At 32.5% G+C, this 24,238-nt stretch carries 16 protein-coding genes, 3 pseudogenes and 1 CRISPR repeat array; of the genes and pseudogenes, 2 read left to right on the forward strand and 17 right to left on the reverse strand.

Annotated features, from left to right (window positions below; all coding sequences use genetic code 11):
* Window positions 1-11: 11 nt before the first annotated feature.
* From TKV_RS07070 to TKV_RS13525, 4 genes are all read right to left on the reverse strand, one after another.
* Window positions 12-737, reverse strand: coding sequence for a DUF4391 domain-containing protein (locus TKV_RS07070; protein WP_049685354.1), 726 nt, complete (start codon window positions 735-737; stop codon window positions 12-14).
* Complete coding sequence (locus TKV_RS07075; protein ID WP_049685355.1) at window positions 738-3,899, reverse strand: helicase-related protein; 3,162 nt, start codon at window positions 3,897-3,899, stop codon at window positions 738-740.
* Between the two features lie 197 nt (window positions 3,900-4,096).
* A complete protein-coding gene (locus tag TKV_RS07085) occupies window positions 4,097-4,315 on the reverse strand; it encodes a winged helix-turn-helix domain-containing protein (protein WP_049685357.1) in 219 nt (72 codons plus the stop codon).
* 120 nt (window positions 4,316-4,435) lie between these two features.
* Window positions 4,436-4,603, reverse strand: a complete 168-nt coding sequence (locus tag TKV_RS13525; RefSeq protein WP_236617204.1) for a hypothetical protein — start codon at window positions 4,601-4,603, stop codon at window positions 4,436-4,438.
* Between the two features lie 266 nt (window positions 4,604-4,869).
* Between TKV_RS13525 and TKV_RS12415 the strand changes: the two are divergent.
* Window positions 4,870-4,983, forward strand: a pseudogene (locus TKV_RS12415) (transposase); the annotation flags it as partial.
* A gap of 254 nt (window positions 4,984-5,237) precedes the next feature.
* On the opposite strand, the gene TKV_RS07095 reads toward TKV_RS12415, so the two are convergent.
* The 9 genes from TKV_RS07095 to TKV_RS07135 form a co-directional block, all read right to left on the reverse strand.
* Window positions 5,238-5,600 carry a type II toxin-antitoxin system PemK/MazF family toxin gene (locus tag TKV_RS07095; RefSeq protein ID WP_236617205.1) on the reverse strand — a complete coding sequence of 121 codons (363 nt, stop codon included), beginning with the start codon at window positions 5,598-5,600 and terminating at the stop codon, window positions 5,238-5,240.
* A gap of 2 nt (window positions 5,601-5,602) precedes the next feature.
* The gene (locus TKV_RS07100) at window positions 5,603-5,860 is read right to left on the reverse strand and encodes a DUF2281 domain-containing protein (protein ID WP_049685359.1); all 258 of its coding nucleotides are present in this window, start codon (window positions 5,858-5,860) and stop codon (window positions 5,603-5,605) included.
* Window positions 5,861-6,075: 215 nt separating this feature from the next.
* Complete coding sequence (locus TKV_RS07105) at window positions 6,076-6,591, reverse strand: hypothetical protein (RefSeq protein ID WP_049685360.1); 516 nt, start codon at window positions 6,589-6,591, stop codon at window positions 6,076-6,078.
* A gap of 126 nt (window positions 6,592-6,717) precedes the next feature.
* On the reverse strand, window positions 6,718-7,599 hold the full coding sequence (locus TKV_RS07110) for an RAMP superfamily CRISPR-associated protein (RefSeq protein ID WP_049685361.1): 882 nt from the start codon (window positions 7,597-7,599) through the stop codon (window positions 6,718-6,720).
* Between the two features lie 4 nt (window positions 7,600-7,603).
* Complete coding sequence (locus tag TKV_RS07115; RefSeq protein WP_049685362.1) at window positions 7,604-7,963, reverse strand: hypothetical protein; 360 nt, start codon at window positions 7,961-7,963, stop codon at window positions 7,604-7,606.
* On the reverse strand, window positions 7,960-9,168 hold the full coding sequence (locus TKV_RS07120; protein ID WP_049685363.1) for an RAMP superfamily CRISPR-associated protein: 1,209 nt from the start codon (window positions 9,166-9,168) through the stop codon (window positions 7,960-7,962). The genes TKV_RS07115 and TKV_RS07120 overlap by 4 nt, the downstream gene beginning before the upstream one ends.
* Before the next feature lie 3 nt (window positions 9,169-9,171).
* A complete protein-coding gene (locus TKV_RS07125; protein WP_049685364.1) occupies window positions 9,172-12,537 on the reverse strand; it encodes a CRISPR-associated protein Csx11 in 3,366 nt (1,121 codons plus the stop codon).
* A complete protein-coding gene (locus TKV_RS07130) occupies window positions 12,525-13,835 on the reverse strand; it encodes an RAMP superfamily CRISPR-associated protein (RefSeq protein WP_049685365.1) in 1,311 nt (436 codons plus the stop codon). The genes TKV_RS07125 and TKV_RS07130 overlap by 13 nt, the downstream gene beginning before the upstream one ends.
* Window positions 13,822-14,913 (reverse strand): RAMP superfamily CRISPR-associated protein, encoded by a 1,092-nt coding sequence (locus TKV_RS07135; RefSeq protein ID WP_049685366.1) that lies wholly within the window; start codon window positions 14,911-14,913, stop codon window positions 13,822-13,824. Before TKV_RS07135 ends, TKV_RS07130 begins: the two co-directional genes overlap by 14 nt.
* Window positions 14,914-15,811: 898 nt before the next feature.
* Here TKV_RS07135 and TKV_RS07140 point away from each other — a divergent pair.
* A pseudogene (locus TKV_RS07140) lies at window positions 15,812-17,033 on the forward strand (IS110 family RNA-guided transposase).
* A 194-nt stretch (window positions 17,034-17,227) separates the two neighbouring features.
* Here TKV_RS07140 and TKV_RS07145 read toward each other — a convergent pair.
* The 4 genes and pseudogenes from TKV_RS07145 to TKV_RS07155 form a co-directional block, all read right to left on the reverse strand.
* A pseudogene (locus TKV_RS07145) lies at window positions 17,228-18,256 on the reverse strand (IS200/IS605 family accessory protein TnpB-related protein); the annotation flags it as partial.
* A complete protein-coding gene (locus tag TKV_RS07150; protein WP_049685367.1) occupies window positions 18,237-18,827 on the reverse strand; it encodes an IS607 family transposase in 591 nt (196 codons plus the stop codon). The pseudogene TKV_RS07145 and the gene TKV_RS07150, both read right to left, overlap by 20 nt.
* A gap of 85 nt (window positions 18,828-18,912) precedes the next feature.
* Window positions 18,913-19,122: a 4Fe-4S binding protein gene (locus tag TKV_RS14155; protein WP_407701975.1), complete on the reverse strand. Its 210-nt coding sequence runs from the start codon at window positions 19,120-19,122 to the stop codon at window positions 18,913-18,915.
* A gap of 7 nt (window positions 19,123-19,129) precedes the next feature.
* On the reverse strand, window positions 19,130-19,486 hold the full coding sequence (locus tag TKV_RS07155; RefSeq protein ID WP_049685368.1) for a NifB/NifX family molybdenum-iron cluster-binding protein: 357 nt from the start codon (window positions 19,484-19,486) through the stop codon (window positions 19,130-19,132).
* Window positions 19,487-19,638: 152 nt separating this feature from the next.
* Window positions 19,639-24,193: direct repeats of the CRISPR family, unit length 30 nt; unit sequence GTTTCAATTCCTTATAGGTAGGCTAAAAAC.
* The last annotated feature ends 45 nt before the right edge of the window (window positions 24,194-24,238 follow it).

Below are 24,238 nucleotides of genomic sequence, written 5' to 3' on the forward strand. Positions count from 1 at the left end.
TATTGCCCCTCCTAAATAGCAATTATTTCATTTAACCTTAAAAAACTACTTTTTATTTTTGAATTAAGGCTTGCTTTTTCTGCTAATGTGATCGACTTGCTCAGATGATTTTGAAGATTTATGATTTTCTTTAAAAGAGTCCTTATTTTATTCATTTTTTCGATATCATAGAAGATATTGGTATCTAATGCCCTTAAAGCTCCGGTCCACAAATGTTTATAGGTAATAAGATAAGCTTTAGTTATAATTTCTGTGTAAAATGTGAGCTTGTTAGCAGTGTTTAATATTTTAGTAAAAGCTAAATATCGATCAAGTAATGTTGCATTTTCATCTGGGAAAAATAAAGAACTTCTCTGAGTAAAAATTATATCATCTATGACAATTTCCTGCGAATCAATTTTACTTAATCTTTTTAAAGCAAAACAGTACAGGTAATTGCCTTTATTATCAATAAACCGTAACACCGCAGGAGGTTTAACTGTTTTTTGTAAAATTCCGCCAATAAAATTAGAATACTTTAAGTCATTAGCTTTTATATCAAAATAAAGAATAGCTTGATAGTTATAATCATTGTTTATTAATGACGGTATTTCTTCTCCAATTATTTGGTGAGTTAAAGTTATTCCTTTAACATCTTCTTTAAATTTTTGTTTCTCTTGTTTTGTTAGTTCCCCGGTTAAAAAGGTTTTTATATCGAAATTTTTATCAATCTTATATCTCTCAGGTACTCCAAGCATTTACATCACCACAAGAAAGGATACTAACTCAAAATCATCAGCACTTGTATGGGCAAATTCATTTTCGTAGCCACCAAAGTCAAAAATACTTGTTTCAGCTTTTCTTTCTTCCTCACCTTTAATACTATCAATTGCCTTATTCAAAAGATTTGAATAAAAGCTCATATCAGTTGCATTTTTAGTTTGCTGATTAAACAAATCAATTAGTTCGGTATTTGGTTTATTTTTCCCATAAGAAAGCTTTCTAAATTGCATTAAAGTCTCTCGTGAACTACCGCTTCCAAAATATATTTCACCGTCATGGGTAACATAAATTAAGTAATAGGGGTAAAGAGAACTATTACTTTCAGGCTTAGTATTATCTTCAAGATGCCTAAAGCAAAAGATACAACCTGGTTTTTCCCCTTTAACCACAGAATAAATTCCTCTCGGTACTCTTTTTATTTCAGGATGACTACGCACATACATGGACAACTCATATAGGTAATCGTTCATATTTAGGTCTGTTATAGAAATATTATCTGATAATTCATCAATATCAACTATTTCATTTTGCAATCGTTCCAATTGCTTTTTACGAAAGTCGAAGTCATTTAAATCTGGATTTAATATATCATCTTCTCCGGTTGCAGTCAAATTTACCGCCAGCATTTTTTGTTTGACACGGTATTCTAATTGAAGATATTCATTTAGTTCTAAATTCGGGAAAAAATTTATCATAGCTATTCGTTCATTTTTGCTTCCAATCCTATCAATACGACCAAAGCGTTGAATTAAAATAACTGGATTCCATTGAATATCATAATTTACCACGCAATCAGCATCTTGAAGGTTTTGTCCTTCGGAAATACAATCAGTAGCAATAAGAATATCTATTTGTTCATTTTCGGGTAATTTTCTCCCTAATTTAGAATTGGGAGAGAAATAAGATAGTATAGTATTAAATTCTTTAGAAATATTTAGCGTTGTTTTAGGTTCGCCTGTCCCAGTTACAAGCGCGGTATGAATTCCATGTTTTTTCATTTCTTGTGCAATAGTATCATAAAGATAATATGCGGTATCAGCAAAAGCAGTAAAAATTAATACTTTTTTATTGCCTGGATTATAAGGTATCTTAGTTATTTTTTCTTCTAAAAAGTTTAATAAAGTTTTTAATTTTTCATCTCTCTGTTCTTGCAGAACAATATCAACACTTTTCAATAATTCTTCTATTTTCCCTTTATCGTGATATAAGTCAGCCAAATATATTCCTTTCATTAAATGATTAACATTTATTTCATACTTATAATCCAATAATAATTCTTCATCGTCATCTGATTCTTCAAATTCTACTTCTAAATCTTCACTACTTTTTTCAAGCAATTCTATATATCTATCAATTCTCTGAAGAAGACGTTGTAAAGTCTCCCTAAAAGCATAAACAGAGCTTTCTAATCTTTTAAATAAATTGAATCGGTGTAGTACGGAAACAAAATATTCTCTTTCTTCATGATTAAATAGCACTCTATCACCACGAACTGTTTGGAATTTTTCTACATAATATTGCTTGTATTCAGGTTTAATGTATTTCATAGGTTGATAAACTGCAAGTGTTAACATATCAAGCTTTTCATCTGTATCATAAAATTTTAGTAATTCTCCTTTGCTATCAATTTCTGGTTTATAAGTTTTTGGTAGAAGTTTTTCAGGAAAACTACCTATTTCATCATTGCCATAATACATAGTGATATGCTTACGACTTCTCGAAATTGTAACCATTTCAAGAAGTTTAAAAAATTCTGATGGAAGATTATCCAATAAATCCTTTTTATTTCTATTCGGCTCTTTAATCCAATCATTTATTACTTTTTGCGCTTTTTTTAATACCCCTTCAATGCTTGAAATACCATCTTCCTTAAAAGCTTCGTCATTATCTATAGTAATTGTGCTCAACTGATTTTTTAAGTCATTTAGAGAATTGTTTACAGGTGTAGCTGTCAGCATTAAAACTTTTGTTCTAACCCCTTTTTTAATAATTTCATTTATCAATCTTCCATAACGTGAAAGTCTTTCTGGATTATTATTGCGATTTCTAAAGTTATGGGACTCATCGATAACAAGCAAATCATAATTTCCCCAATTTATTCTGGATAAATCAAGGCCGCTACGGGATCTCCCAAAACGACGACTTAAATCACTATGACAAAGAATATCAAATGCAAACCGATCTCTGGCAAAACGGTTATCTATGTAAGAATTTCTGAATGAATCCCAGTTATCATACAACTTCGCCGGTGTTAAAACTAAAACTCTATGTTGTCGTAACTCATAATATTTTATTATAGCTAATGCTTCAAAAGTTTTTCCAAGCCCTACGCTATCAGCAATAATGCAGCCATTATATTTTTCAATTTTGCGTATAGCAGAAACCACTGCATCTTTTTGAAATCGAAAAAGACTTTTCCAAATCTCAGTATCTTTAAAACCAATATGATCGCTTTCAAATCGCTCTATATCGGAATCTAATTGGTCTCCAAAAAGTTCATAAAGGGTAAAAAAATAAAGAAATTCCGGATCGTATTCTTTATAAATGAAATTAAGATTTTCCAAAAGTTGTTCCTTAAAATCTTCTGTATACCCCTTATTATTCCAAATAAATTCAAACCTTCTTTTAAGCTCTTTGACCTGTATCGAATCAGTAATTTCTATATTAAAATTCATTGGAACTATACCATTTTTCCTGGTTTTGCGGATAATTTCCAAAGAAGAATCCCCAAAAACTCCATAGTTTTCATCTATTAATATGAAATTGCTTTTTAAAAGCTCTTTCTTTTTTATCCTTTTTACATTCACGTGTTTTTCAATAAAATTATACATACTACGAGCTTTGCTTAGATGCCCCAATTTATTTTTTTCAACTATTTCATAGGAGTTAAAAAATATATTATCAGCAATTCTACCAATTTCAAATTCCCGAGAAATTTCTTTGCCAGTAGGAATATAAGTAGAATCTCTCAAAACAAGATTTATTTCTTTGACTTTTTCCATGTCGAATTGCAATTCACTAAAAACAGAAAGTGTTAATTTATCATTAACAATGTTTATTGTACTATTCTTTTTATTTTTAAGTATAGTTTTTATCCGTTGTATTAAAACATCATTGGAATTTATTACTTCAGCCATTCTCCTATCCCTCACCTTTTAGTAACCTATCATATATAATAACATACTGCATAATAATATTACATAAACCTCTATAAATCAAAAAATGTATTTTAGCGCGCCTTTCTACTTCTTTTAGTTTTTGTAGCAATTCGTCTATTAGAGAACCTTTTATCTCATCATAATCGTTACTAATTCTTTCAAATGGGGTCATATTGTCATTTTTTTAAATATGTAGCCGCCCATCCAATTCTATTATAAAAAATTTTAACACCACTTTCACGTCTTGAATTTACTTCTTCTTCTGTCAAGTTAAATACATTTTTAAGTTTTTCTTCTAACTCTTTATATTTGTGTATTTCACCATCAAAAAGAATTTTAAGTAAGGGTAACATAATCTCTTCATATGTAGGTATAGCCATTTTATCAACTCCCATGCAAAGCATCTTTATATATATTCAACAAAACTTTGCAAAATCCTTTAAAACTATATATGAAAATAAAAACAGGCAATATGCATTAATGGATGCCTGTTTTTATAGTATATAATTTTATAGTTAATCTATCTTTGTAAATTTGCCCTTAATAAACCGATATTTACCCAAATCAATTCCATTAAAGTTTAAAATTTTACTTCCTACATTTATAAAATAGGCTGCTTCTTGAACTCTTGGTATATTCTGTGTAAAATCAAATTCTGAAAGAAGTTTGAGTTCCCCCTTCAAATTTTATTTCATTAGAAAATTTGAAAAATTGTCTTAATGGAAAATTAGGTTTTATACTTGCTGTACCATTTCCAGTAATGTTCCATTCACTAAGTTTTTCTTCACTCATTTTTCAATTTTTGTGAATTCTAATTCACCAAAGCCATATTTTGTATCTCCAGCAATATAAACTTCAGAAAAAACATTTAATAAAAAATCATTATAATCTTTGTACCAAGTATTTAACCGTTGGTTTGAAAAAATAACAAATGCGAGTGTTTCCCTACACTAATTCTGTAACAGAAGGTTATAACAATAAAATTAAAGTACTAAGAAAGCTTGCATATGGCTACAAAATTTTTTATCGATTCAGGAAAAGGATACTATATTGCAATGCTTGATGCAATGCTATTTTTAGAGATTATGTGATAAGATTTATAGGTGGGCATTCAGAAAAAACACCCACCCCAACTATTTACAAAAAGCCAAATTTTAACTTTATGACTTTTTTAACTTTAGGAGTTTAGTCACTTCCTCATCTCTACCTAAAAAGTAATTTTCAATTACATTCCATCTTTCTTTATCAGATAAATCGCTACTCATAAATCCTATCAGCATTTTTATAAAATATAATAAAAGCAAGCAAAAACATTTTTTAGCATTCTTTAATTAAGTCTATTAATAATTTTTTAATATCTTCTAATACGTCACTGCGGACTTTGCCTATATACGCCTTAATTCGCCGAACATCCATTGCTCTGACTTGGTCAATTAATGCTATTGAATCTTGCGGAAGGCCTCCTTCTCCGGCAGGAATTTTTCTATATAATTTTGTATTGTGAGCCCACTCTCCACTTTGCGTTGTCAAAGGAATTACAATAGTAACAGGATATCGTGAATTTTCTTTTGGTGGCACTATAACAATAGCAGGCCTTATTCCCTCTTGCTCATGACCTTTGGGATTGTTCTTGGGGAAGACAAACAATAGTATATCTCCTGGTTGAATATGATTTGTCATTATTATTTGCCTCCCTCAACAATTAAGCCGATACCCGGAATATACTTAACTGGTTTCCCTTTCGGTAAACCATTAGTGCCCCAATCGTAGTCAGGTAGGTCAGCAAGGTCTGCATCTAACCAATCTCTATCTTCTTCATACATTTTTTCTTTTTCTTCCTTTAATTTAAGATATTCGATAAAATCAATAACTTCAGCAATTTTATCTTCCGGAAGCTTTTCAATAGCATCTATCACTTTCTTTTTTAATGTGTTATCCATACCTAACACCACCATTTTTTATTCTTCTTTTTATTATACAATTTTTTCTCTAAACTATAAATATCAAATCTCATCTAACCCCTATAAAATCTTGCTTTTTTATTTGTTTGGCTTGTGTTACCATTATTTAACCTGATTTTTGTTTTGAGCGGAGCGAAAATGAAAAATCTGTACCGAATTTACATATTCAAAATTTTAACATACTTTTCTATTTTTTAAAATATCCCTTTTTGTAGAAATTTCCTTAAATATACCCTGATCTTTTCATCATCCCAATTGGTTGTTTCTTTTAATCCTTTCTCAATAACTTTTAGATATTTTTCTGATGGACTTTGTATTTCATTGGTCCAACGTCCAGTTATTGTTTTGATTTTAACTCCATCTTTTTCACCAAGTTCCAAAATATGGTCATACCAGCTTTCGCCTTCTTGTTCCTGAATATCATAAAATTGCTCTACAGTTATTTTCCATAATCTAATAACAGAATAAAATTCGGGGTTTTTCTCTTTCTCACAAGATAAGAAGGCTACCCCTTTATTTTCCCATCTTGAAGAACTTTTTGCAAAATACAGCCGGTAAGGAACATACATCCATCCCATATCTACCGGTTCTGTTTTGTCCCTGCATCCTTCATACTTTTTGCCTTCATATACTCCGCCTTTTATATAGACTAGAAATCTTTCTCTAAGTAAATTTGAACCATATGCACCATAATAAATAACTTCGCTCATTTTGCTTTTTACCTCCCTACCTCCAAAGATTGTATATTTATATTTTCACTAATCCAAAAATTCCATTTGCAAAAGAAGTTTAGTCAATGATAAAAAACATCCAGTTAACTAGCTTCATATTGTTTTTCATCTATTTTTTATTAATTTTCCCTTAAAAAGTTGATGATTTTTTAATATATTTTTATCATCTATAATTATTTGACTACCTATATTCACAAAATAACCTGCATTTTCGACTTTGGGATTATTTTGGGTAAAATCAAATTCTGCAAGTAACTTAACCTCTCCTTCAAATCTCACTTCATGTGAAAACTCAAAAAAGTGCTTTAAAATTAAACTATTATCATTGTCATCTAAAAACAAATGACCATCCTCATCTAAATCCCATTTTTTAACTTCTTCAGGTGTGTTTCCTCCCTCGCTTTTTAGTTCATCAAGGGAAAATAATTCTAATTCACCAAAACCATATTTAGAATCTCCACCAATATATATCTTAAGAGAAATTTTTAAAAAGTCTTTAGCTTTTTCAATTACATCATCCTCGAACCCAATTAATCCTATCCAATAAAGTTGTTTCGAACTGCTTATATCCTGTTTTGATTTTGGCAGTATAAACTCAAATTCATGTAAGCTTTCATCTTTTGTACTTCTTAATAGTGGTTCTATAGCTGTTGATACAATAGTATCAACAAATTCAAATTTAAATTTTTCCTCAGGATAATCTCCAAGGTAAAAATCGCCTTTTTCATATTTAGGAAATAAAGGGTCAGTATTTGAACATCTAACTTTTTCACACTCTACAGCAGGATAAAAGTTTGTAATATGTTCAAATAATTTTTTAGCTCTTTCAATTTCACTAAACCCAATTGTCCTTAAAAATTGATTAGTTAAAGCGCCCCACATTGTCCAGCCAGGAATAAAAATTTCAGTTTCATTAATTACTCCCCACTTAACAGAGCCTATATGTATTGGCTGGTTTTGCTTAAAAATTAGTTTATACCATTTCATTTTTTTATTCCCCCATAGCCTTTGCATGGTATCGGGCATAGATTAGAGCTTTTTCTAATGATTCTTTGAAAAATAACAATTCGTAAATATCTTTAGACAATTCCTGAAAAAACTCTTCAGCTTTATCACTATATTCAGATTGGAAAAAAGGTTTTAAAGTTTTTATTGGCTTATTAATAAATATGTTGCTGTATTTCCCATCATTTTTGCTTAAACAAAAAACATAATAAGCATACACACCGTCATTAGATAAAACTCCTAACGCTTTATCTATGAACCTTAAAATTTCTTTATCCTTTTGAGAACTGTTTGCTATATCGAAACCCAATTTATTTAATGTATACTCAAGATTATTTTCATTCATTTTTGTCCACCCCCATTAGGGTTATTATTGCTTTCTTCTGATTTACCTTGAGTATCTTTATCACAATTATTTGTATTTTTATCATTAATCTCTAATACAATTCTCCCAAACCCTCTTGTCGTCATACCGCCAATACCTAATGTTTCAAAGAAGTGTTTGGAATCACATAAAGCATTTTTTAGCATGCTATAATTAGGCAGATCCCCGACTTTGTCCGATAACCCATCAAAAACTGATCTATCAAAGATTCTTAAATCTCCATAAAATATTGTCCCTCTTGGTATTGCCTCAGAAGTAAAAAGCGCACCTTCTTTTGCAGCTCCCGTTATTGGATCTATTGAAACAGATGTTCTCACTTCGAGATTAGAGTTAACAATTTGAGAGAATAAGCTTTCAGGGACAATAACAATTTTATCTTCAGTAAGCTCAAAATTACCAATCTTTATTTCTTTTAGGTTGATTGAAAGATTTCCTACTTTATAAGGTAAATAAATCCATCCAAGATTTATATGCCCATCTACTTTTCCATCCTCTATTTTTTCTAAAATTATACAAACCAAATCTTTGTTCTCATCTTGCTCATTTTCTGGCTCTTCACCGTATAAATTTGCATTTTTTAACATCTCTTTTGTTGTTATCCACTTGGTACCAAAGCGTGTAAAAACAGGGAAAAACAAAATATTTAAATCACTAAAAAAAATCATACCTTGCCAGCTTAAATCTTTCTTTGAAAATCCAAATCCTTTACAAACAATACAATGTCCGCAGTGTCCAGTCTTACCTTCTTTATTAGTTGCATCCGGTGAATTCGATAGTTCTTCTTGCGGAGTATTATCCTGTCCTGCACAGGTAATTTTCGCTACAACATTGCCATTAAAATATTCCCACCTATTATTGGGCCAATTACTGGAATTTTGTTTAATCCACTCTTTTATTTTATCATTTAAAGTATTCCCATTAAGATTTTTGATATCACTAAATTTAGGCTGTTTATCCTTTATCTTAGATAAAAGTTCCAACGTCGCATAATACCTCCAAGTCCCTGCCAAACTTGAACCGGGAATTTTAGGAAGTTTTGTTATTGGGTCTCTTACAATGGTATTGTCAACCCTTCCTGTAGTGTATCCGCCTGTCCCAATATAAATTGGATCTGTTGCCATTCCATAAATTTTAAATTCCTTAACAAAATCATTACTTTTATCCATTTTTTATACCTCCTTTAAAGCTGTATGCCAAAATTCAAACATATCCAAGAAAAGCTGTACATTATCTAAGGTCATCTTTTCTTTTAGTACCGCATGGAGCTTATCATTTTCTTTAGATTTATCTATGTCAAATAGATCTTTTATTCCATCTGCAAGCCCTATATCTTTTTTTAGGTCAAGAATATTTATAAAGCTTGAAGCAAGAAAAGCTTTTACCCCTTCAACATCACTATTTATTTTTGATTCAGCACTGGCTATGGCTTCCCAATTATCATAGATTACAGAGATTAATTTTTGAAGTTTTGTACTCCTCGCAACTCTATTTTTATTTTCTTTGCCAAACAGATCTTTAAATTTTTTAAATTTTCCCCAATTATCTAAGTCATAAGGTCGTGAGCTTTTAATTTTTATTTTTCTTTTCCATTTATTATCTCCGTCATAATAAATATCATTTCTTCTTGTATTTGTATCTAAAAACTCAAAATCAAAAGTATTTGGTATTATATTGATTTTTTCATCTTCACCAATTTCGTCAATGTTTAATATCCAGTGTATACTTCCATCTTCGGGCTTAATATAAAATTTATATCCCTTGGAATGATTACCCCAATATAAAGAATAGTATTTATGAGTATTATTTAGCGATTCCTCAATCTTTTGGCATTTTAATATCTCTCTGACTTTAGATGGTTTTTCTTCTATTGATAGTTTTTCTATTCCCTCAACATCCCTCCTAATTTTTCTTAAAGCTTTTATGCCTATATATAACGGCTTTTTATAATCCTGCACCACTACTCCTATATGAAGTGGCAGTTTTCCATAAACAAATTTAAAACTTTCATTATATTTTTTCATAACATTATCAATCAAATTTGGCACATACTCAGCAGGTATAATAAACTGCCAACTAATTGGTGTGGGATCAATGATAGAGATGTATGGAGTATAGTATTCAAAATCAGTATTATCTTTATACTTAACAGATGCTATTACATTTCCATTGCCTGTAGATTCTTTGAGATTAAATTCCTTACCTGCTTTTAAATCTTTTATATAAGATATTAAATAAACTTTACCCTTATCAGCCCAAAAGAGAACATCTCCATCCTGATATTCTCCATCCGGTATATTTTCATTTGAGTTTTTAACTTTAATATTTTCCCAATAAAATCTTTTTCTTCTATTCTCAGGAATACCTGCATAAGCACATATATTTTCCTTTATATCTTCAAAAAACTCTTGAGTACTCTCCCATATTCTTCTCAGCCGCGCCGGAGAAGGATTTTTTCTAAGAAGAAATTGAAGGATAAGAGTAGATAAAAATTCTATATCATCCTTATTTAATTGAGACCAATTTATTTTTCTCCCATCAAAGTCTATCTTTGAATTCAAACTACTCTTTTTTATCCATTCTTCCCAATGCGTACCCATTATTGAACCGAAAAATATCTGTTTTATGAAATCGTCAAAAGATTCATTATTTATTTTACAACCTATATAAGCTTCTGCAGCCAAATATTTTGGGAAAAAAGAAAAATTTTCTAGTAATGCTACCTTAAATTCACTTTTAATTTTCTGATACTCATTTTTTATCATATCAGCAAGTTCCTCAATCGTATTTTGGTAATCTAAAGTGTCTTTGTTTAAAGGTTTGTTTAAAGGTTCTTCACACCACTTGCTCTTACGTAAGTTTTCTATTAATTTTTTAATTTTTTCTATATTTCTTTTTAATGTTTCGAAAGTCCTTTTTTTCTTACCCAATTTACTTTTTTCTCCGGGAGGCGTCAAAGGACTTTTCAACAATACATTTAATTCTGCAATATTCCTTTCAATCTCTTTTACATCAAAATACTCACTTACATCCAAATTAGACAACAATAATAAAATAAAATTTTTTACCCATAAAATGCTCCTTTTAAAAGTTTCATTTCTAACTATCAAACTATTTAACATATCGCCATTTAACCAATCGTGAAGCTCAAATTTCATTGTTATAAGTGCAACTTTATCATTCTTGTCTTTCAATTCATCCATCCAGATAGTTTCATCGTTTCGATTGCTCAGCCATTTATCAATTCTACCTTTTGTTTTCTTTTCATAACAAATATTGCATATATTTTTGTCTTCATCTCTTCTATCTGATTTGAAGACCAATCTTTGACCACAAACCTGACATATACCAATTGCTCTTTCACTTTCTGATTTTTCTATGTATATATCAGTTTCTTTCTTACTCCAGTCTGCTTTTAAGAAATTTTCTCTTGCTTTTTCAAGAAGATAACTTAAATTCATCAGACCTCTTGAAGCTTTAGTAAGAAAGATTGCAGGATAGAATTCTTCTAAAGATTTTTCTTTAAAAATTTCCAATATTTTATTTTTTATTTCACCTAAATCCTTATGTAATTCAGCAAGAATGTTACCTTGTAAATCTACTCCTAAATCCTCACCAACTAAAAAATATATTCCTGTTTCATCACGATATACTTCATTTCCAATGGGATACTCATATTCCAAAAGCTTTTTTATTTCCTCATCTATTTTCCTTGCAGTTTCCCTATACCATTGAATCTGGGCAGGTTTATAACCTTTTTCTGCAAGCCCAAGTTTATCGTACTGTATACCAAGAATACGCCATCTGATGTTATTAGGATTATTTTTATAATCATTCAGCTTTTTATCGCTGTCTTTAAGAATAGTTAATTCAGCCAATACTGCTTTAAACATTGTAGCAGTCATATAGGCTTGATCCCAGAGAGTAACATCATTTACTGGAAAACGTGAGTCACTTAAAAGCCTTGAATACCAATTTTTAATCTCAGTGAAGATAAATTCTCTTATTTTTTGCCAGTCAGGATTTGTGTAATAATTGTCACGAGATAAGAAGTTGTTAAGCTTATTGTAAAAGCAAATCCTTTGATCATCGAAATCATGCAATTCTACTTTTTTCTTAAAAGAACCAAAAGCATTAGAAAGCCATAACTTACTTTTTATTTGCTCTTTAGGAGAACCTTTATCTATACCAGAATTTATATTTTCGCAACCCCGAATGAAAACTTTTTTTACAACTTCTAAAGAACTTTCTTTACCCTGCATTATTTCTTTCAGTTTTAAAGATTCAAAACTTAACTTCACTTGTACACCATTTATAAAATCTTTAAGTTGTTTATTAACTCCTTCAAGTTCGGGATCCAGATATTTATCAACATATTCTTTGTAACTTGCCCATTTATAGTCCGAATTTGGAAAATATGGACTCCAAAATGAAAATCCAACATGTGTTTTACCTAAATTAAACAATAATGCCCCTATCTCAGCCTTTAAAATCTCATCCTTATATTCCTTTAAATTTTCTAAATTCAACTCTCCCATTTTAACCACCCTTTTTCTTTCAGCCCATCATTTATATTTAAATTTTTGTTGGTATAATAATACTTATCTTCACATAATTCAAATGTTCCCCAGCCAAGCTTCGTTTTTGCTCCTATTCCATTCTGTGATACTTTTTCAATTGCCGATAAAAGATTTTCTAAATCTTTTTCTGCTTCCTTTTTTAATTCTTTATTTTCTTTTAATATCCCATCAAAAGGAATATATATAATCTGCAAAATCCCTTCTGTACCCTCTGGAACCACTTCATAATAAATTGGCTGAGTCCCTGCTCTTTTTCTTCTGTCATGGGGATTTATTACTTCTAAAGAAAGTCTGTCAAAATATGTAGGATAAAATATGGCTCTTCCTTTATGTGTTTGAAATTCTATTGGTAGGTTTTTATTATCTTTTTGAAGTTTCTCAGAAATTTTCTCCTGAAGAATACCTTGAAGTTTCTCGTATGAATTTGTGTCTTTAATTTCACCTATAAAATTTTTGTCAACTTTCAACCCAAGTTCAAACAATATAAATTCTAAAAGCTTTTCTTTAAATTTTACTAAATCTTTACTATTTTCCTTCAGATAATCCTCTACCACTTTTATACTTTCTGAGCCTGCACCAAATATTCGTAAGTAACTATCAACAATTTTTCCCCTTTTTTTAAGGTTAGCCTCTTCATTTATTAAATCTTTAAAGGCAGCAGCTAAAGAACCTTTCCAACTACTTCCCCGTATCATAGGCACTTTAAAGACTTTTTCCTTTAATACTGGATTTGAAATTATATAAAATTCGTCATCATCCTTTGAGAAGTATGGCTGTTTTAGTTTGAAACTTACCTGAATTATAAATGAGTACGGCGGAAGTTTTTTTACATAATCATTAGCTATATTCTGAGCTAAAATCCCTGATATAGAATTTACATCTTCCAATTGCTGGTCCTCTTTAAAAACAAAATCTTTATTTTCTTTCATGATTTCATCTTTTAACCAAGTTAACGGAAAATCCTTAGTTGTTTGATTGGAACGATTTCTTTTTAAATATTTAAACAACTTCCCATTTAAATTATTGTTTTTAAGTTCAGATTTATAATCTTCATTGGATAAAATAAATGGAAAGTCCTTTTTTAAACTTTCTACTTTATCTCTATTAATGCTTGTCGGGTTGTTGTCTCGCATTAAATAATCTTCTATTTTTTCTTCACTTTTTGGTTTAAAATAAAGCTTGCAGTATGATATATACTGACTCAAGTTTTTCACTTCACCAATATTTACTTCTATTAAAGCGTCATACTTTGGCATTTTGTTCATCTCCTTCATATAGTTCTAATAAATCAGCAATAGATAAAAATCCGCCACAGTAATTATCACCTTCTTTTATTATGTATGGTAAAATTTTAGACCCCTGAGGTAAATCTTCGCCTTTGATATTACCTGTTTTCCCAAATTTAAAATGTCTTTCTTTTTTATCGTTTACAGTACTTCTTTTTTGTGCTTTTTGTTTTATTAATTCTTTAATAACTTTTCTTAAAGCTTCATCTGAATTTTGATTATTAGAATTTTGATTGACTGGAATCTTATTTAAAATTTTTATTTTTTTATTATTCTTTTGAACATGAATTAAATCATCAAAATTACTAACTGATATCAAATATTTCTCTGAGTCAAATTTTTCACCATTCTTATTCTTAAATAAACTAAAATCAAACCACTTTCTGTCATTATTATTTTGCTCTTCTGTTATAACCCTCAACCTGCCATAACCAATATTCCATTTACCACCCCAGTAACCGTACTTATCCATGAAATTTAAAAGTGGATAAAATATACTGTTTAATATTTCTTCCTCAGCTAAAAATTTGACTTTTAACTTCCCATAGAAATATGGTTGTGATAAGTAAAAAACAGACCAATCTTGATTGCTACTTCTTGGACAGTTATTATTCTCTTTAATTTCTCCATTTTGCTTAGAAATACAAATCCTTTCTGGTAAATTTAATTTGTTTCCAAAACAATAATCGTCCAACGTTTCTATCTCTTTTATCTCAATTAATCCTTTCCATCCAGTTGTACCAAATATAATAGAAGGTATTGGAATTTTCATTTCTTTTAAAGTCTCAATTTGCGATTTAATATCTGTACCTTTTCCCATAAGCTTCGCTTTAAACTCTTTTTCTTCTACTTCTTTTTCAAATCGTCCTTTCCCCATGTCAAAATCATTTTTTGGAACAATTCCACTAAAATAACAAATCACTTCAAACCAAAACCTTAAACTCCCCATTAAAGAAGAAGGTCTACTTTTTGTGTTTTTCTGCCATGCATCACTGGTCCAGAGTGGAGTTATCGTCTCTAAATGAACAGTAACTTCCTTCTTGCTCATATCAAAAACTCCTTTACATGCTTTTTAATAATATAATTTAAAAACAATAATGTAAAAAAATATTGTAGCATAAACATGCTAACCAATATTTTCTCATATATCAATATTCTACATAACTTTTCAAAATCCTTCTAAAAAACTGTATTTTTTATAGAAAAATGTCGTCGAATGCCATAATAAAATAAGGAAAAATTCAACGCTAGTATAATTTTTTAAAATATTGATTATATATAATTTCCTAAAACAAAAAACAGATGGGCAATAACATTAGTAGCCCAATCTGTTTTAAACAAATTTAAATGATTATGGTATTAAAGTTAAAATTAGATATTTTAAGGAATGTATTGATAATGTATCGTGCCATTATTATCAATTGTATAAGGCATATTTGCTTTCTTAAGTATCTCTACAATATTATTTTTTTCGCGGTTTTTTCATTAAATTGATTTATTAACTCATTTATTCTTTGTGCATTTGCATTATTCCTATTTTCTTTAAAAGCAATATAAGCATCAACTCTTCACCAGCCGCTATACTAATTATACATCAAAAATGGTATTTTCATCCTCTGATGGTGCCGTAGTTACGGCATAGAGGTCTATAAGGAATTGAAACATCGCACCGGCCTTGTGCTTATCACAATATCTGGATTTTTTGGATGTGGCTGAAATTTTCAATGATATGGAATTATTATGGAATACATATGCATAAGGTCGTTCTTACCTTGGTGCTTTGAGCCCGACTCATAGACAGACTCCAACGACCAGGTGCACCACAGATTGTTGCTCCCTTTACACGGGAAGCACGCAGGATAGAATAACCCCTTATGGTTGTTGCACCAGCTATTCAATTTTACAGTCGCTATCGTTCAAATTTTAAAAAAGGAGTTGGCTCTTTCATGGATTTAGTTTACTCTCACGTTTGCGGATTAGATGTCCATAAAAAGAGCGTCGTAGCTTGTATAATAACACCGGAAGGTAAAGAAATCCGAACTTTTTCAACCATGACCGATGACCTTATTGCATTAAAAGAATTTATTAAAAGCAAAGGTTGCTCTGTTGTTGCTATGGAAAGTACCGGTTCTTATTGGAAACCTATTTACAATCTACTTGAGCTTGAGAGCATTAAAATCCTACTCGTCAATGCTAAGCATATTAAAAATGTCCCTGGTAGAAAAACCGATGTAAAAGATGCTGAGTGGATAAGCAAGTCTCTTACAACATGGCCTTTTGCAAGGCAGCTTTGTGCCAGATCGTGAACAAAGAGAACTTCGCGAGCATGTCCGCTATAGAAAAAGCCTCATTGAAGAAAAATCAAGAGAACTTAATCGCATACAAAAGGTTTTAGAAGGAGCTAATATCAAACTGTCTTCGGTAGTCTCTGATATCAACGGGGCATCCAGTCGTTCTATACTTGAGGCTATTATAAATGGTGAAGAAAATCCCGAAACCCTGGCTGAGCTTTCTCAAGGCAAGCTAAAAAATAAAATGGATGAACTAAAACGCGCTTTAAAAGGCTTGATCAATCATCACCAAAGGATGCTTCTGGAAATACAGCTTAGACATATTGATTACCTTGATGAAGAAATAGCAAAATTAGACGAAGAAATTAAAAATCGAATGCTCCCTTTTGAAAAAGACCTGGCACTGCTGGATACAATCCCTGGAGTCGGAAGAAGAACTGCAGAACAAATAATAGCCGAAATCGGCACGAATATGGAACAGTTCCCCTCTGCTGCCCATTTGTGTTCTTGGGCAGGGTTGTGTCCAGGTCATAATGAAAGTGCTGGTAAACAAAAGTCTGCAAGAACTCGAAAAGGTAACCAAAAATTGCGAAGCTCTCTTATTGAAGCTGCCAGAGCTGCCTCAAGGGCAAAAGATACTTATCTTTCAAGTCAGTACCACCGCATCGCTGCTCGAAGAGGAGCAAACCGTGCAGCAGTTGCAGTGGCACATAGCATTTTAATTATAGTTTATCATATTCTCAAGCAAAAGCAACCATATATTGAATTAGGTCCTACTTATTATGAAGAGAAAAAACGTAATATGATTATTCGTCAATCTTTAAAAAAGCTAGAGTCTTTAGGTCTTAAGGTCACGGTCGAATCTGCAGCGTCTTAACTTTTAATTTAACTTTATTAACCATTCATTTATCCCATATTTTTACATCGGTATGGGTTTAGTTTTTTGTTGCCTTTTTGAGAGACACTATTTTCAGGATAGGTAGGCTAAAAACGACGAAGACATTGTGAAAATATGGAGTTTATTTGCGTTTCAATCCCTCTTAGGTAGGCTAAAAACTATTCTGCTTCCTTTTTTAACATGCCTATTATTGAGGTGTAAGAAGGATTGACTTCTATTACTTCTATCCCTTCCTTTTTTGCTAAAATTTTTATCTTTTTTAAAAGGGATTTGTAGCTAAAGTTATGTCTTATTCTCCTTGACTTTTTGCCTGAAAAGTCTCCTTTTTCTCCTTTGTTTTTTATGTCTAATTTTTCAATTACTATTGCTTTTCTTTTTTCTTTTGCTATCTTTACTATCTCATGAGCATACTGCCATCTGAAATACTCTCTTTTATCTGAATTGCCGCTTGCAAGTTCCGGCATTGGTATACTGCCATAGCTTATTAGATTTCCTTTTTCATCTACCTCTGCCCATGATATGTTGTCCGGATATGCATTTATGTCTATTCCTATGACTCCTTTTTCTTTTGTTATTTTTATTTCTGGATATTGTTCTTCAATGGCAATGTAGGCGTATATGCTGCCATTTTTGAGTTTTAATTCTACAGAGTATGGTATGTTTGATTGGGCGATTTCCTGCAGGAGTTCTTTTCTTTTTTTATTCTTTTTATAGCCTGCTTCTATTCTGGCGTATACATATTTTCTTTCCCCTACATTTATCCTTAAGAAAGTGCCATTTTCTTTTATTTCTATTCTTGTGTTGAGATTTCCTTTTTTGCTTTTATCCCCTCTTGAATAGAGATTTCCTTTTCTTTTCTCCTGCCACCTAATTTTTTATTTTTCATATGCTTTACCATTTAAATGATGTTTTTGAAGTTTTCTAAACAGTTTTTTCCCGCCAAAAATGACTTTTCTTGGACTTTTACCTAGTTCTTTCGCAGATTCCAGTGTACTCCTTGCTTTCATTATTGCATCATCTACATATCTTGAGTTTAAATTGAATACCTGGGGTAACTTTCTTTTTAAATCTGCTCTTTTTTCTCCTTCTAAAAGTCTGTTATATGCAAATCTCATGCAGGATGACCATCTTCTCATTAAGTCTAATACTATTTGTTTGGCTTGTTGATTTAGAAAAATAAGTTTAGCCTGTATCACTATCATGTTTTTTGCCCCTTTGCCCGTAAATTCTTGCTGCGAAAGATGTTACTATTGCTATTAAGTCTTCTGCTAGCTCTTTATTTGTATCTTCTTCGTTTTCTTTCCCGTTTAAAACTATAAGTTCCACTCCAAAGCTTTCCATGAAAAATTTGAGATATTCAAAGCCAAATCTCGCTAGTCTATCAGGATATTCTATTACAACTTTTTCAACTTCCCCTCTTTTGATTTTGTTTAGAAGCTTTAATAAACCTCTCCTGTTTTCATTTACCCCACTTGCTATTTCGAATATAACTTCATACTGCCAACCCTGAGAATTAGCATACTCTTCAAGCCTTCTAATCTGATTTTTGAGATATTCTTCTTGCTTTTTTGTGGATACTCTTGCATATAAAACTACTTTAGGTTTCGGTTTTTCTCCCAGCATACCTAATAACTTCTCTATGTCTTCTTTTTTGTATCTTCTTCTCCCTTTTGGTGTCCTAACTGGAGTTATTAATCCTTCCTTTTCCCAGTTTATTAAAGTAATTCTGCTTATATCATATAGCTCTTTAACCTTTTTTATAGTTAACAACATTCATTATCACCAAATTAGAATTATATCATTTTTTACTATTAATTTCAACTGTTTTAACCTCCCAATGAAAGATATGCTTTTTTTATTACCAATCTTCGCTTATATAAATTATCGCACCTACTTTACAGCTTTTCTGGCAATCTCTGCATCCATAAATACAATTTTGAGGATTTTCAACCACAGGTTTCCCTGATGTTTGCTTAAACACCCCACGGTTGCAAATATTTTTGCATGCTCCACAGCTTGTACATTTGCTGTAATCAATGATCGGATACCAAACTTTTTCCATTGTCATACCCTAATCAGCTTTCGTAATGTCCTTTATGTTCATGTTTTTCACAGACACTGCCCGTGGAAATAAGAGTCCCTTCAATGTACCTTTTTACAAGATTTTTAATAAAACCTGATGCACCGGTTATTACGTTTATACCATTCTGATTGAAAAGTCCTACGGCACTCGCACCCATACCTCCTGCAATTACACATTCTGCACCTTGTTCTTTTAAGAATCCGGGCAGAAAACCAAGTCTGTGCCCTGGATTTGGTATAAACAATTCATTTTTAATTTCTCCGTTTTCTATATCAAATAAAGCAAATCTCTCACAATGTCCAAAATGCATAGATACATTTTTACTCTCTGCAGCTACTACTATCCTCATTTTTTCTTACTCCTTTCTTTCAAATAATTTTCTATTTTGTTCTCTACGCTTCACATCTTCTTTATCCTTGCATTTCATTATATTACTGTTTTGTTAATTAGGTAGGCTAAAAACCTAAATGTTGCAAAAGACGCATACCACTGTGTAAGATGGTTTCAATTCCTTACAGGTAGGCTAAAAACAACCTCCTCTATTTCAATTTCTAACCTCGGAATATTGTTTCAATTCCTTATAGGTAGGCTAAAAACTAATGAATTTAAAGCTAAGCCATCTCAGTTTTTTTGGTTTCAATTCCTTATAGGTAGGCTAAAAACTATAGACGTGCTTTTAGCAAGGTCAGGTGTTAAAAGGTTTCAATTCCTTATAGGTAGGCTAAAAACCAATTTGGCAGAAAAGGAGGATACAGATGGACATGAGGTTTCAATTCCTTATAGGTAGGCTAAAAACCCTGCTGCGATTTTAGCAGCAATAGACATTCTTTGTTGTTTCAATTCCTTATAGGTAGGCTAAAAACTCTTGACACTCCAGAACCAGTGCCTGCAGGAGTGTAGTTTCAATTCCTTATAGGTAGGCTAAAAACCCTGCTTTGACGGTATGTAAACGGCAATCCTCCTGGTGTTTCAATTCCTTATAGGTAGGCTAAAAACATGCTCCCGACTTCAGCCATTGCCTTCACCATCCCAAGTTTCAATTCCTTATAGGTAGGCTAAAAACTCTGCAGAGCTAATCATCAGCCCAGAGCCGTTGTGCGGTTTCAATTCCTTATAGGTAGGCTAAAAACCTTTATCTTTCAAAAGCAGTGCATCGTTCAAATTGTGTTTCAATTCCTTATAGGTAGGCTAAAAACGGTTTAACACCGCTGTTTAAAGTCAACAAAAGCGATAGTTTCAATTCCTTATAGGTAGGCTAAAAACAACCAGAGCCAACCAGTTTACGGCTTGTATCTACCGGTTTCAATTCCTTATAGGTAGGCTAAAAACTGCTTTCATTTCATGTGTTGCACCTATGATGGCATAGTTTCAATTCCTTATAGGTAGGCTAAAAACGCACATGTGGGGCGCGTAAGAAATACCCCACCCGGCAGTTTCAATTCCTTATAGGTAGGCTAAAAACTTCTGCATATCCGCCCCATTCTAAATAGCTGCCACTACGTTTCAATTCCTTATAGGTAGGCTAAAAACCACTTCAAACGACAAGTCACGCATTTTCATCACCCGTTTCAATTCCTTATAGGTAGGCTAAAAACCCCGTCCAGGAGGGAGTTTATTACATCGTCTCCCTCCGTTTCAATTCCTTATAGGTAGGCTAAAAACCTGTATATGACTTCCATGTATGCCCTTTGGGTAGTAGTTTCAATTCCTTATAGGTAGGCTAAAAACCACAATGATTAAAGAACCACTCTGATGGGCGCCCTGGTTTCAATTCCTTATAGGTAGGCTAAAAACACCAAGAAGCGCGCAGGCGCTTCTTGGTAGATTTCCGTTTCAATTCCTTATAGGTAGGCTAAAAACGGTGCTTCGTTTGTCAAGGGACACCTTTCCGGTAGCGTTTCAATTCCTTATAGGTAGGCTAAAAACAGTCCTCCCACTCCGGAGGAACATCCGGAGGTAGGCGTTTCAATTCCTTATAGGTAGGCTAAAAACTAGCAGGTCCGCCAGTATGGGGAAAATTGTCAAAGTCGTTTCAATTCCTTATAGGTAGGCTAAAAACTCGCTTTTTCAGCCTTTCTTAATGCTATGTCGCTAGTTTCAATTCCTTATAGGTAGGCTAAAAACTTTTTCTTGCAATGCGTTGCACAAGCTGTCATGACAGTTTCAATTCCTTATAGGTAGGCTAAAAACAAGGAGGTAGAGCAGTCATGAAGTACCGCGTTTTTAGTTTCAATTCCTTATAGGTAGGCTAAAAACGGATAAAACCGCAGGACCTTTTTGCCGTGCTGCAGAGGTTTCAATTCCTTATAGGTAGGCTAAAAACAAGCGTGGTGCGGGGTGCCCGGAGGGTGCGAACGTGGGTTTCAATTCCTTATAGGTAGGCTAAAAACAATTTCAAGGTTATATAAGTCAAACAGATTATTTGGTTTCAATTCCTTATAGGTAGGCTAAAAACCCTTCATGGCGCAGGATAGCAAAATGCATTCTCAGAAAGTTTCAATTCCTTATAGGTAGGCTAAAAACTTGTTTTGCTCCTGAGATTTTCGCTCCATCGTTCTTGTTTCAATTCCTTATAGGTAGGCTAAAAACGAAGCTAAGCTGGGAAACATCGGCTGGGGCATTGCTGGTTTCAATTCCTTATAGGTAGGCTAAAAACACACCGCACGTGGGAGCCCGGCACTGGGTACAGGGGTTGTTTCAATTCCTTATAGGTAGGCTAAAAACCAACGTAATCGCTGTGGTAGGTGAGGCGGCTTGGATGGCGTTTCAATTCCTTATAGGTAGGCTAAAAACTTCCTTTACTCAGCTTTTACTTTATCTCTTCCCATTGTTTCAATTCCTTATAGGTAGGCTAAAAACAGAAAGCCCGCCAAGCTTTGTTGAAAATTCTTGTACGTTTCAATTCCTTATAGGTAGGCTAAAAACGAGGAAGAGGAAGCAGAAGCGGAAGTATTTGCAGACGTTTCAATTCCTTATAGGTAGGCTAAAAACTCGTATGCTCTGCTCATAAAAGGATTAGCCCGCATTTGTTTCAATTCCTTATAGGTAGGCTAAAAACTGACCATGCTAAGGGTACGGTGACGGTAAAGATGGAGTTTCAATTCCTTATAGGTAGGCTAAAAACTACATGGTGCTACAGGAAGAAAACGGAGACTGGGTGCGTTTCAATTCCTTATAGGTAGGCTAAAAACTCTATCGCCGCGTTACGCAGAGTTTCTTCCGTTACAGTTTCAATTCCTTATAGGTAGGCTAAAAACTATGGCTGCTTAGCTCCTATAAGGTTACATTTATAAAAAGTTTCAATTCCTTATAGGTAGGCTAAAAACCCAAGGACATTTGGAATATGCAGGGAATATTCTTCAGTTTCAATTCCTTATAGGTAGGCTAAAAACTTGTTATTAAGTTTATAGGCGTTAAAGGAATTCCACGTTTCAATTCCTTATAGGTAGGCTAAAAACTGGGGCGACTTGAATACCCTTGGGCTAACCTGGGAAGTTTCAATTCCTTATAGGTAGGCTAAAAACGGTTGGCAAGACCCGTAAAGCGTTTTGCCAAAGAATGGGTTTCAATTCCTTATAGGTAGGCTAAAAACAGGCTTACAGAAGCAGGAAGAGGCATCTTGTTTCTGGAGTTTCAATTCCTTATAGGTAGGCTAAAAACCGTCCTGTATCCAGAAAGGAGGACGAGCCAGATACGTTTCAATTCCTTATAGGTAGGCTAAAAACGAGCTTTTGCATCAAGAACAATAATAGGTTCATCATTGTTTCAATTCCTTATAGGTAGGCTAAAAACCAGTATCCATCGCTATCCTTATTTTCACTTCTTCCCCAGTTTCAATTCCTTATAGGTAGGCTAAAAACTTGGTTCGCTACCTGTTCTAAAGAAAACGTACAAAGGTTTCAATTCCTTATAGGTAGGCTAAAAACTGGTTATGGAACAGTTACTAAGGGTATAGCAGATATATGTTTCAATTCCTTATAGGTAGGCTAAAAACTAGCCCGGATAACAAAGCCCTCTGCTCCTAATTCCTGTTTCAATTCCTTATAGGTAGGCTAAAAACAGCCGTCGGCCATAATTTCTTTTGCCTCTTCTACAGGTTTCAATTCCTTATAGGTAGGCTAAAAACTTATTTAAGTTCTCCTTCTATTTCTGAGTCTCTTTCGTTTCAATTCCTTATAGGTAGGCTAAAAACCAGGCTTATTAAGTGAAAGATGAAACATAATATCATGTTTCAATTCCTTATAGGTAGGCTAAAAACATTTCTGCGCCTGTCTATGCACCTGACTTGCCTGGGTTTCAATTCCTTATAGGTAGGCTAAAAACTATAATGTAAAATAGGAAAATATAAAATCTCCTCCCGTTTCAATTCCTTATAGGTAGGCTAAAAACGTAGATAAGTTGCCACAGATTCACTTTGGCGCTGTGGGTTTCAATTCCTTATAGGTAGGCTAAAAACTTGATAGAAGCAGCGGTTTTTGAGATGAATATTGTATTGTTTCAATTCCTTATAGGTAGGCTAAAAACTTCTTTTATTCATGGGAGGTTCATTCTTCTATGAAAGGTTTCAATTCCTTATAGGTAGGCTAAAAACACGTTTCTAAAGCTAGGAATACTAGGATCAGAATAGGTTTCAATTCCTTATAGGTAGGCTAAAAACGGTGGAAGGAGTACAGTAATCCTAACCGTTCTATTCGTTTCAATTCCTTATAGGTAGGCTAAAAACGCCCTGATTTGCCTATCCAGCATTCTATCATATTGTGGTTTCAATTCCTTATAGGTAGGCTAAAAACGCAGTTAGGTGCTACCACTGCTTTTTCGGCCTCTCAGGGTTTCAATTCCTTATAGGTAGGCTAAAAACCTGATATCCTGCGAAAGTAGCAGGTCTACCTGCTTGGTTTCAATTCCTTATAGGTAGGCTAAAAACTAAAGGTTCAGTTTTTATAAAACAGGCGAAAAATTAGTTTCAATTCCTTATAGGTAGGCTAAAAACGTAAGACAAATTGCCATGGCTGTTGCTGGTATATCAGTTTCAATTCCTTATAGGTAGGCTAAAAACCCATTATAATCAAATATAATAAAGAACAAATTTTTCTTTTTTCAT

Origin of the sequence: Thermoanaerobacter kivui, assembly GCF_000763575.1 — a bacterium.
Lineage (GTDB): Bacteria > Bacillota > Thermoanaerobacteria > Thermoanaerobacterales > Thermoanaerobacteraceae > Thermoanaerobacter > Thermoanaerobacter kivui.

Excerpts from the sequence above, each read along its gene's own strand:
- TKV_RS07070 (WP_049685354.1), bottom strand. The coding sequence starts at position 737 with ATGCTTGGAGTACCTGAGAGATATAAGATTGATAAAAATTTCGATATA.
- TKV_RS07075 (WP_049685355.1), bottom strand. The coding sequence starts at position 3,899 with ATGGCTGAAGTAATAAATTCCAATGATGTTTTAATACAACGGATAAAA.
- TKV_RS07085 (WP_049685357.1), bottom strand. The coding sequence starts at position 4,315 with ATGGGAGTTGATAAAATGGCTATACCTACATATGAAGAGATTATGTTA.
- TKV_RS07095 (WP_236617205.1), bottom strand. The coding sequence starts at position 5,600 with ATGACAAATCATATTCAACCAGGAGATATACTATTGTTTGTCTTCCCC.
- TKV_RS07100 (WP_049685359.1), bottom strand. The coding sequence starts at position 5,860 with ATGGATAACACATTAAAAAAGAAAGTGATAGATGCTATTGAAAAGCTT.
- TKV_RS07105 (WP_049685360.1), bottom strand. The coding sequence starts at position 6,591 with ATGAGCGAAGTTATTTATTATGGTGCATATGGTTCAAATTTACTTAGA.
- TKV_RS07110 (WP_049685361.1), bottom strand. The coding sequence starts at position 7,599 with ATGAAATGGTATAAACTAATTTTTAAGCAAAACCAGCCAATACATATA.
- TKV_RS07115 (WP_049685362.1), bottom strand. The coding sequence starts at position 7,963 with ATGAATGAAAATAATCTTGAGTATACATTAAATAAATTGGGTTTCGAT.
- TKV_RS07120 (WP_049685363.1), bottom strand. The coding sequence starts at position 9,168 with ATGGATAAAAGTAATGATTTTGTTAAGGAATTTAAAATTTATGGAATG.
- TKV_RS07125 (WP_049685364.1), bottom strand. The coding sequence starts at position 12,537 with ATGGGAGAGTTGAATTTAGAAAATTTAAAGGAATATAAGGATGAGATT.
- TKV_RS07130 (WP_049685365.1), bottom strand. The coding sequence starts at position 13,835 with ATGCCAAAGTATGACGCTTTAATAGAAGTAAATATTGGTGAAGTGAAA.
- TKV_RS07135 (WP_049685366.1), bottom strand. The coding sequence starts at position 14,913 with ATGAGCAAGAAGGAAGTTACTGTTCATTTAGAGACGATAACTCCACTC.
- TKV_RS07150 (WP_049685367.1), bottom strand. The coding sequence starts at position 18,827 with ATGTTGTTAACTATAAAAAAGGTTAAAGAGCTATATGATATAAGCAGA.
- TKV_RS14155 (WP_407701975.1), bottom strand. The coding sequence starts at position 19,122 with ATGACAATGGAAAAAGTTTGGTATCCGATCATTGATTACAGCAAATGT.
- TKV_RS07155 (WP_049685368.1), bottom strand. The coding sequence starts at position 19,486 with ATGAGGATAGTAGTAGCTGCAGAGAGTAAAAATGTATCTATGCATTTT.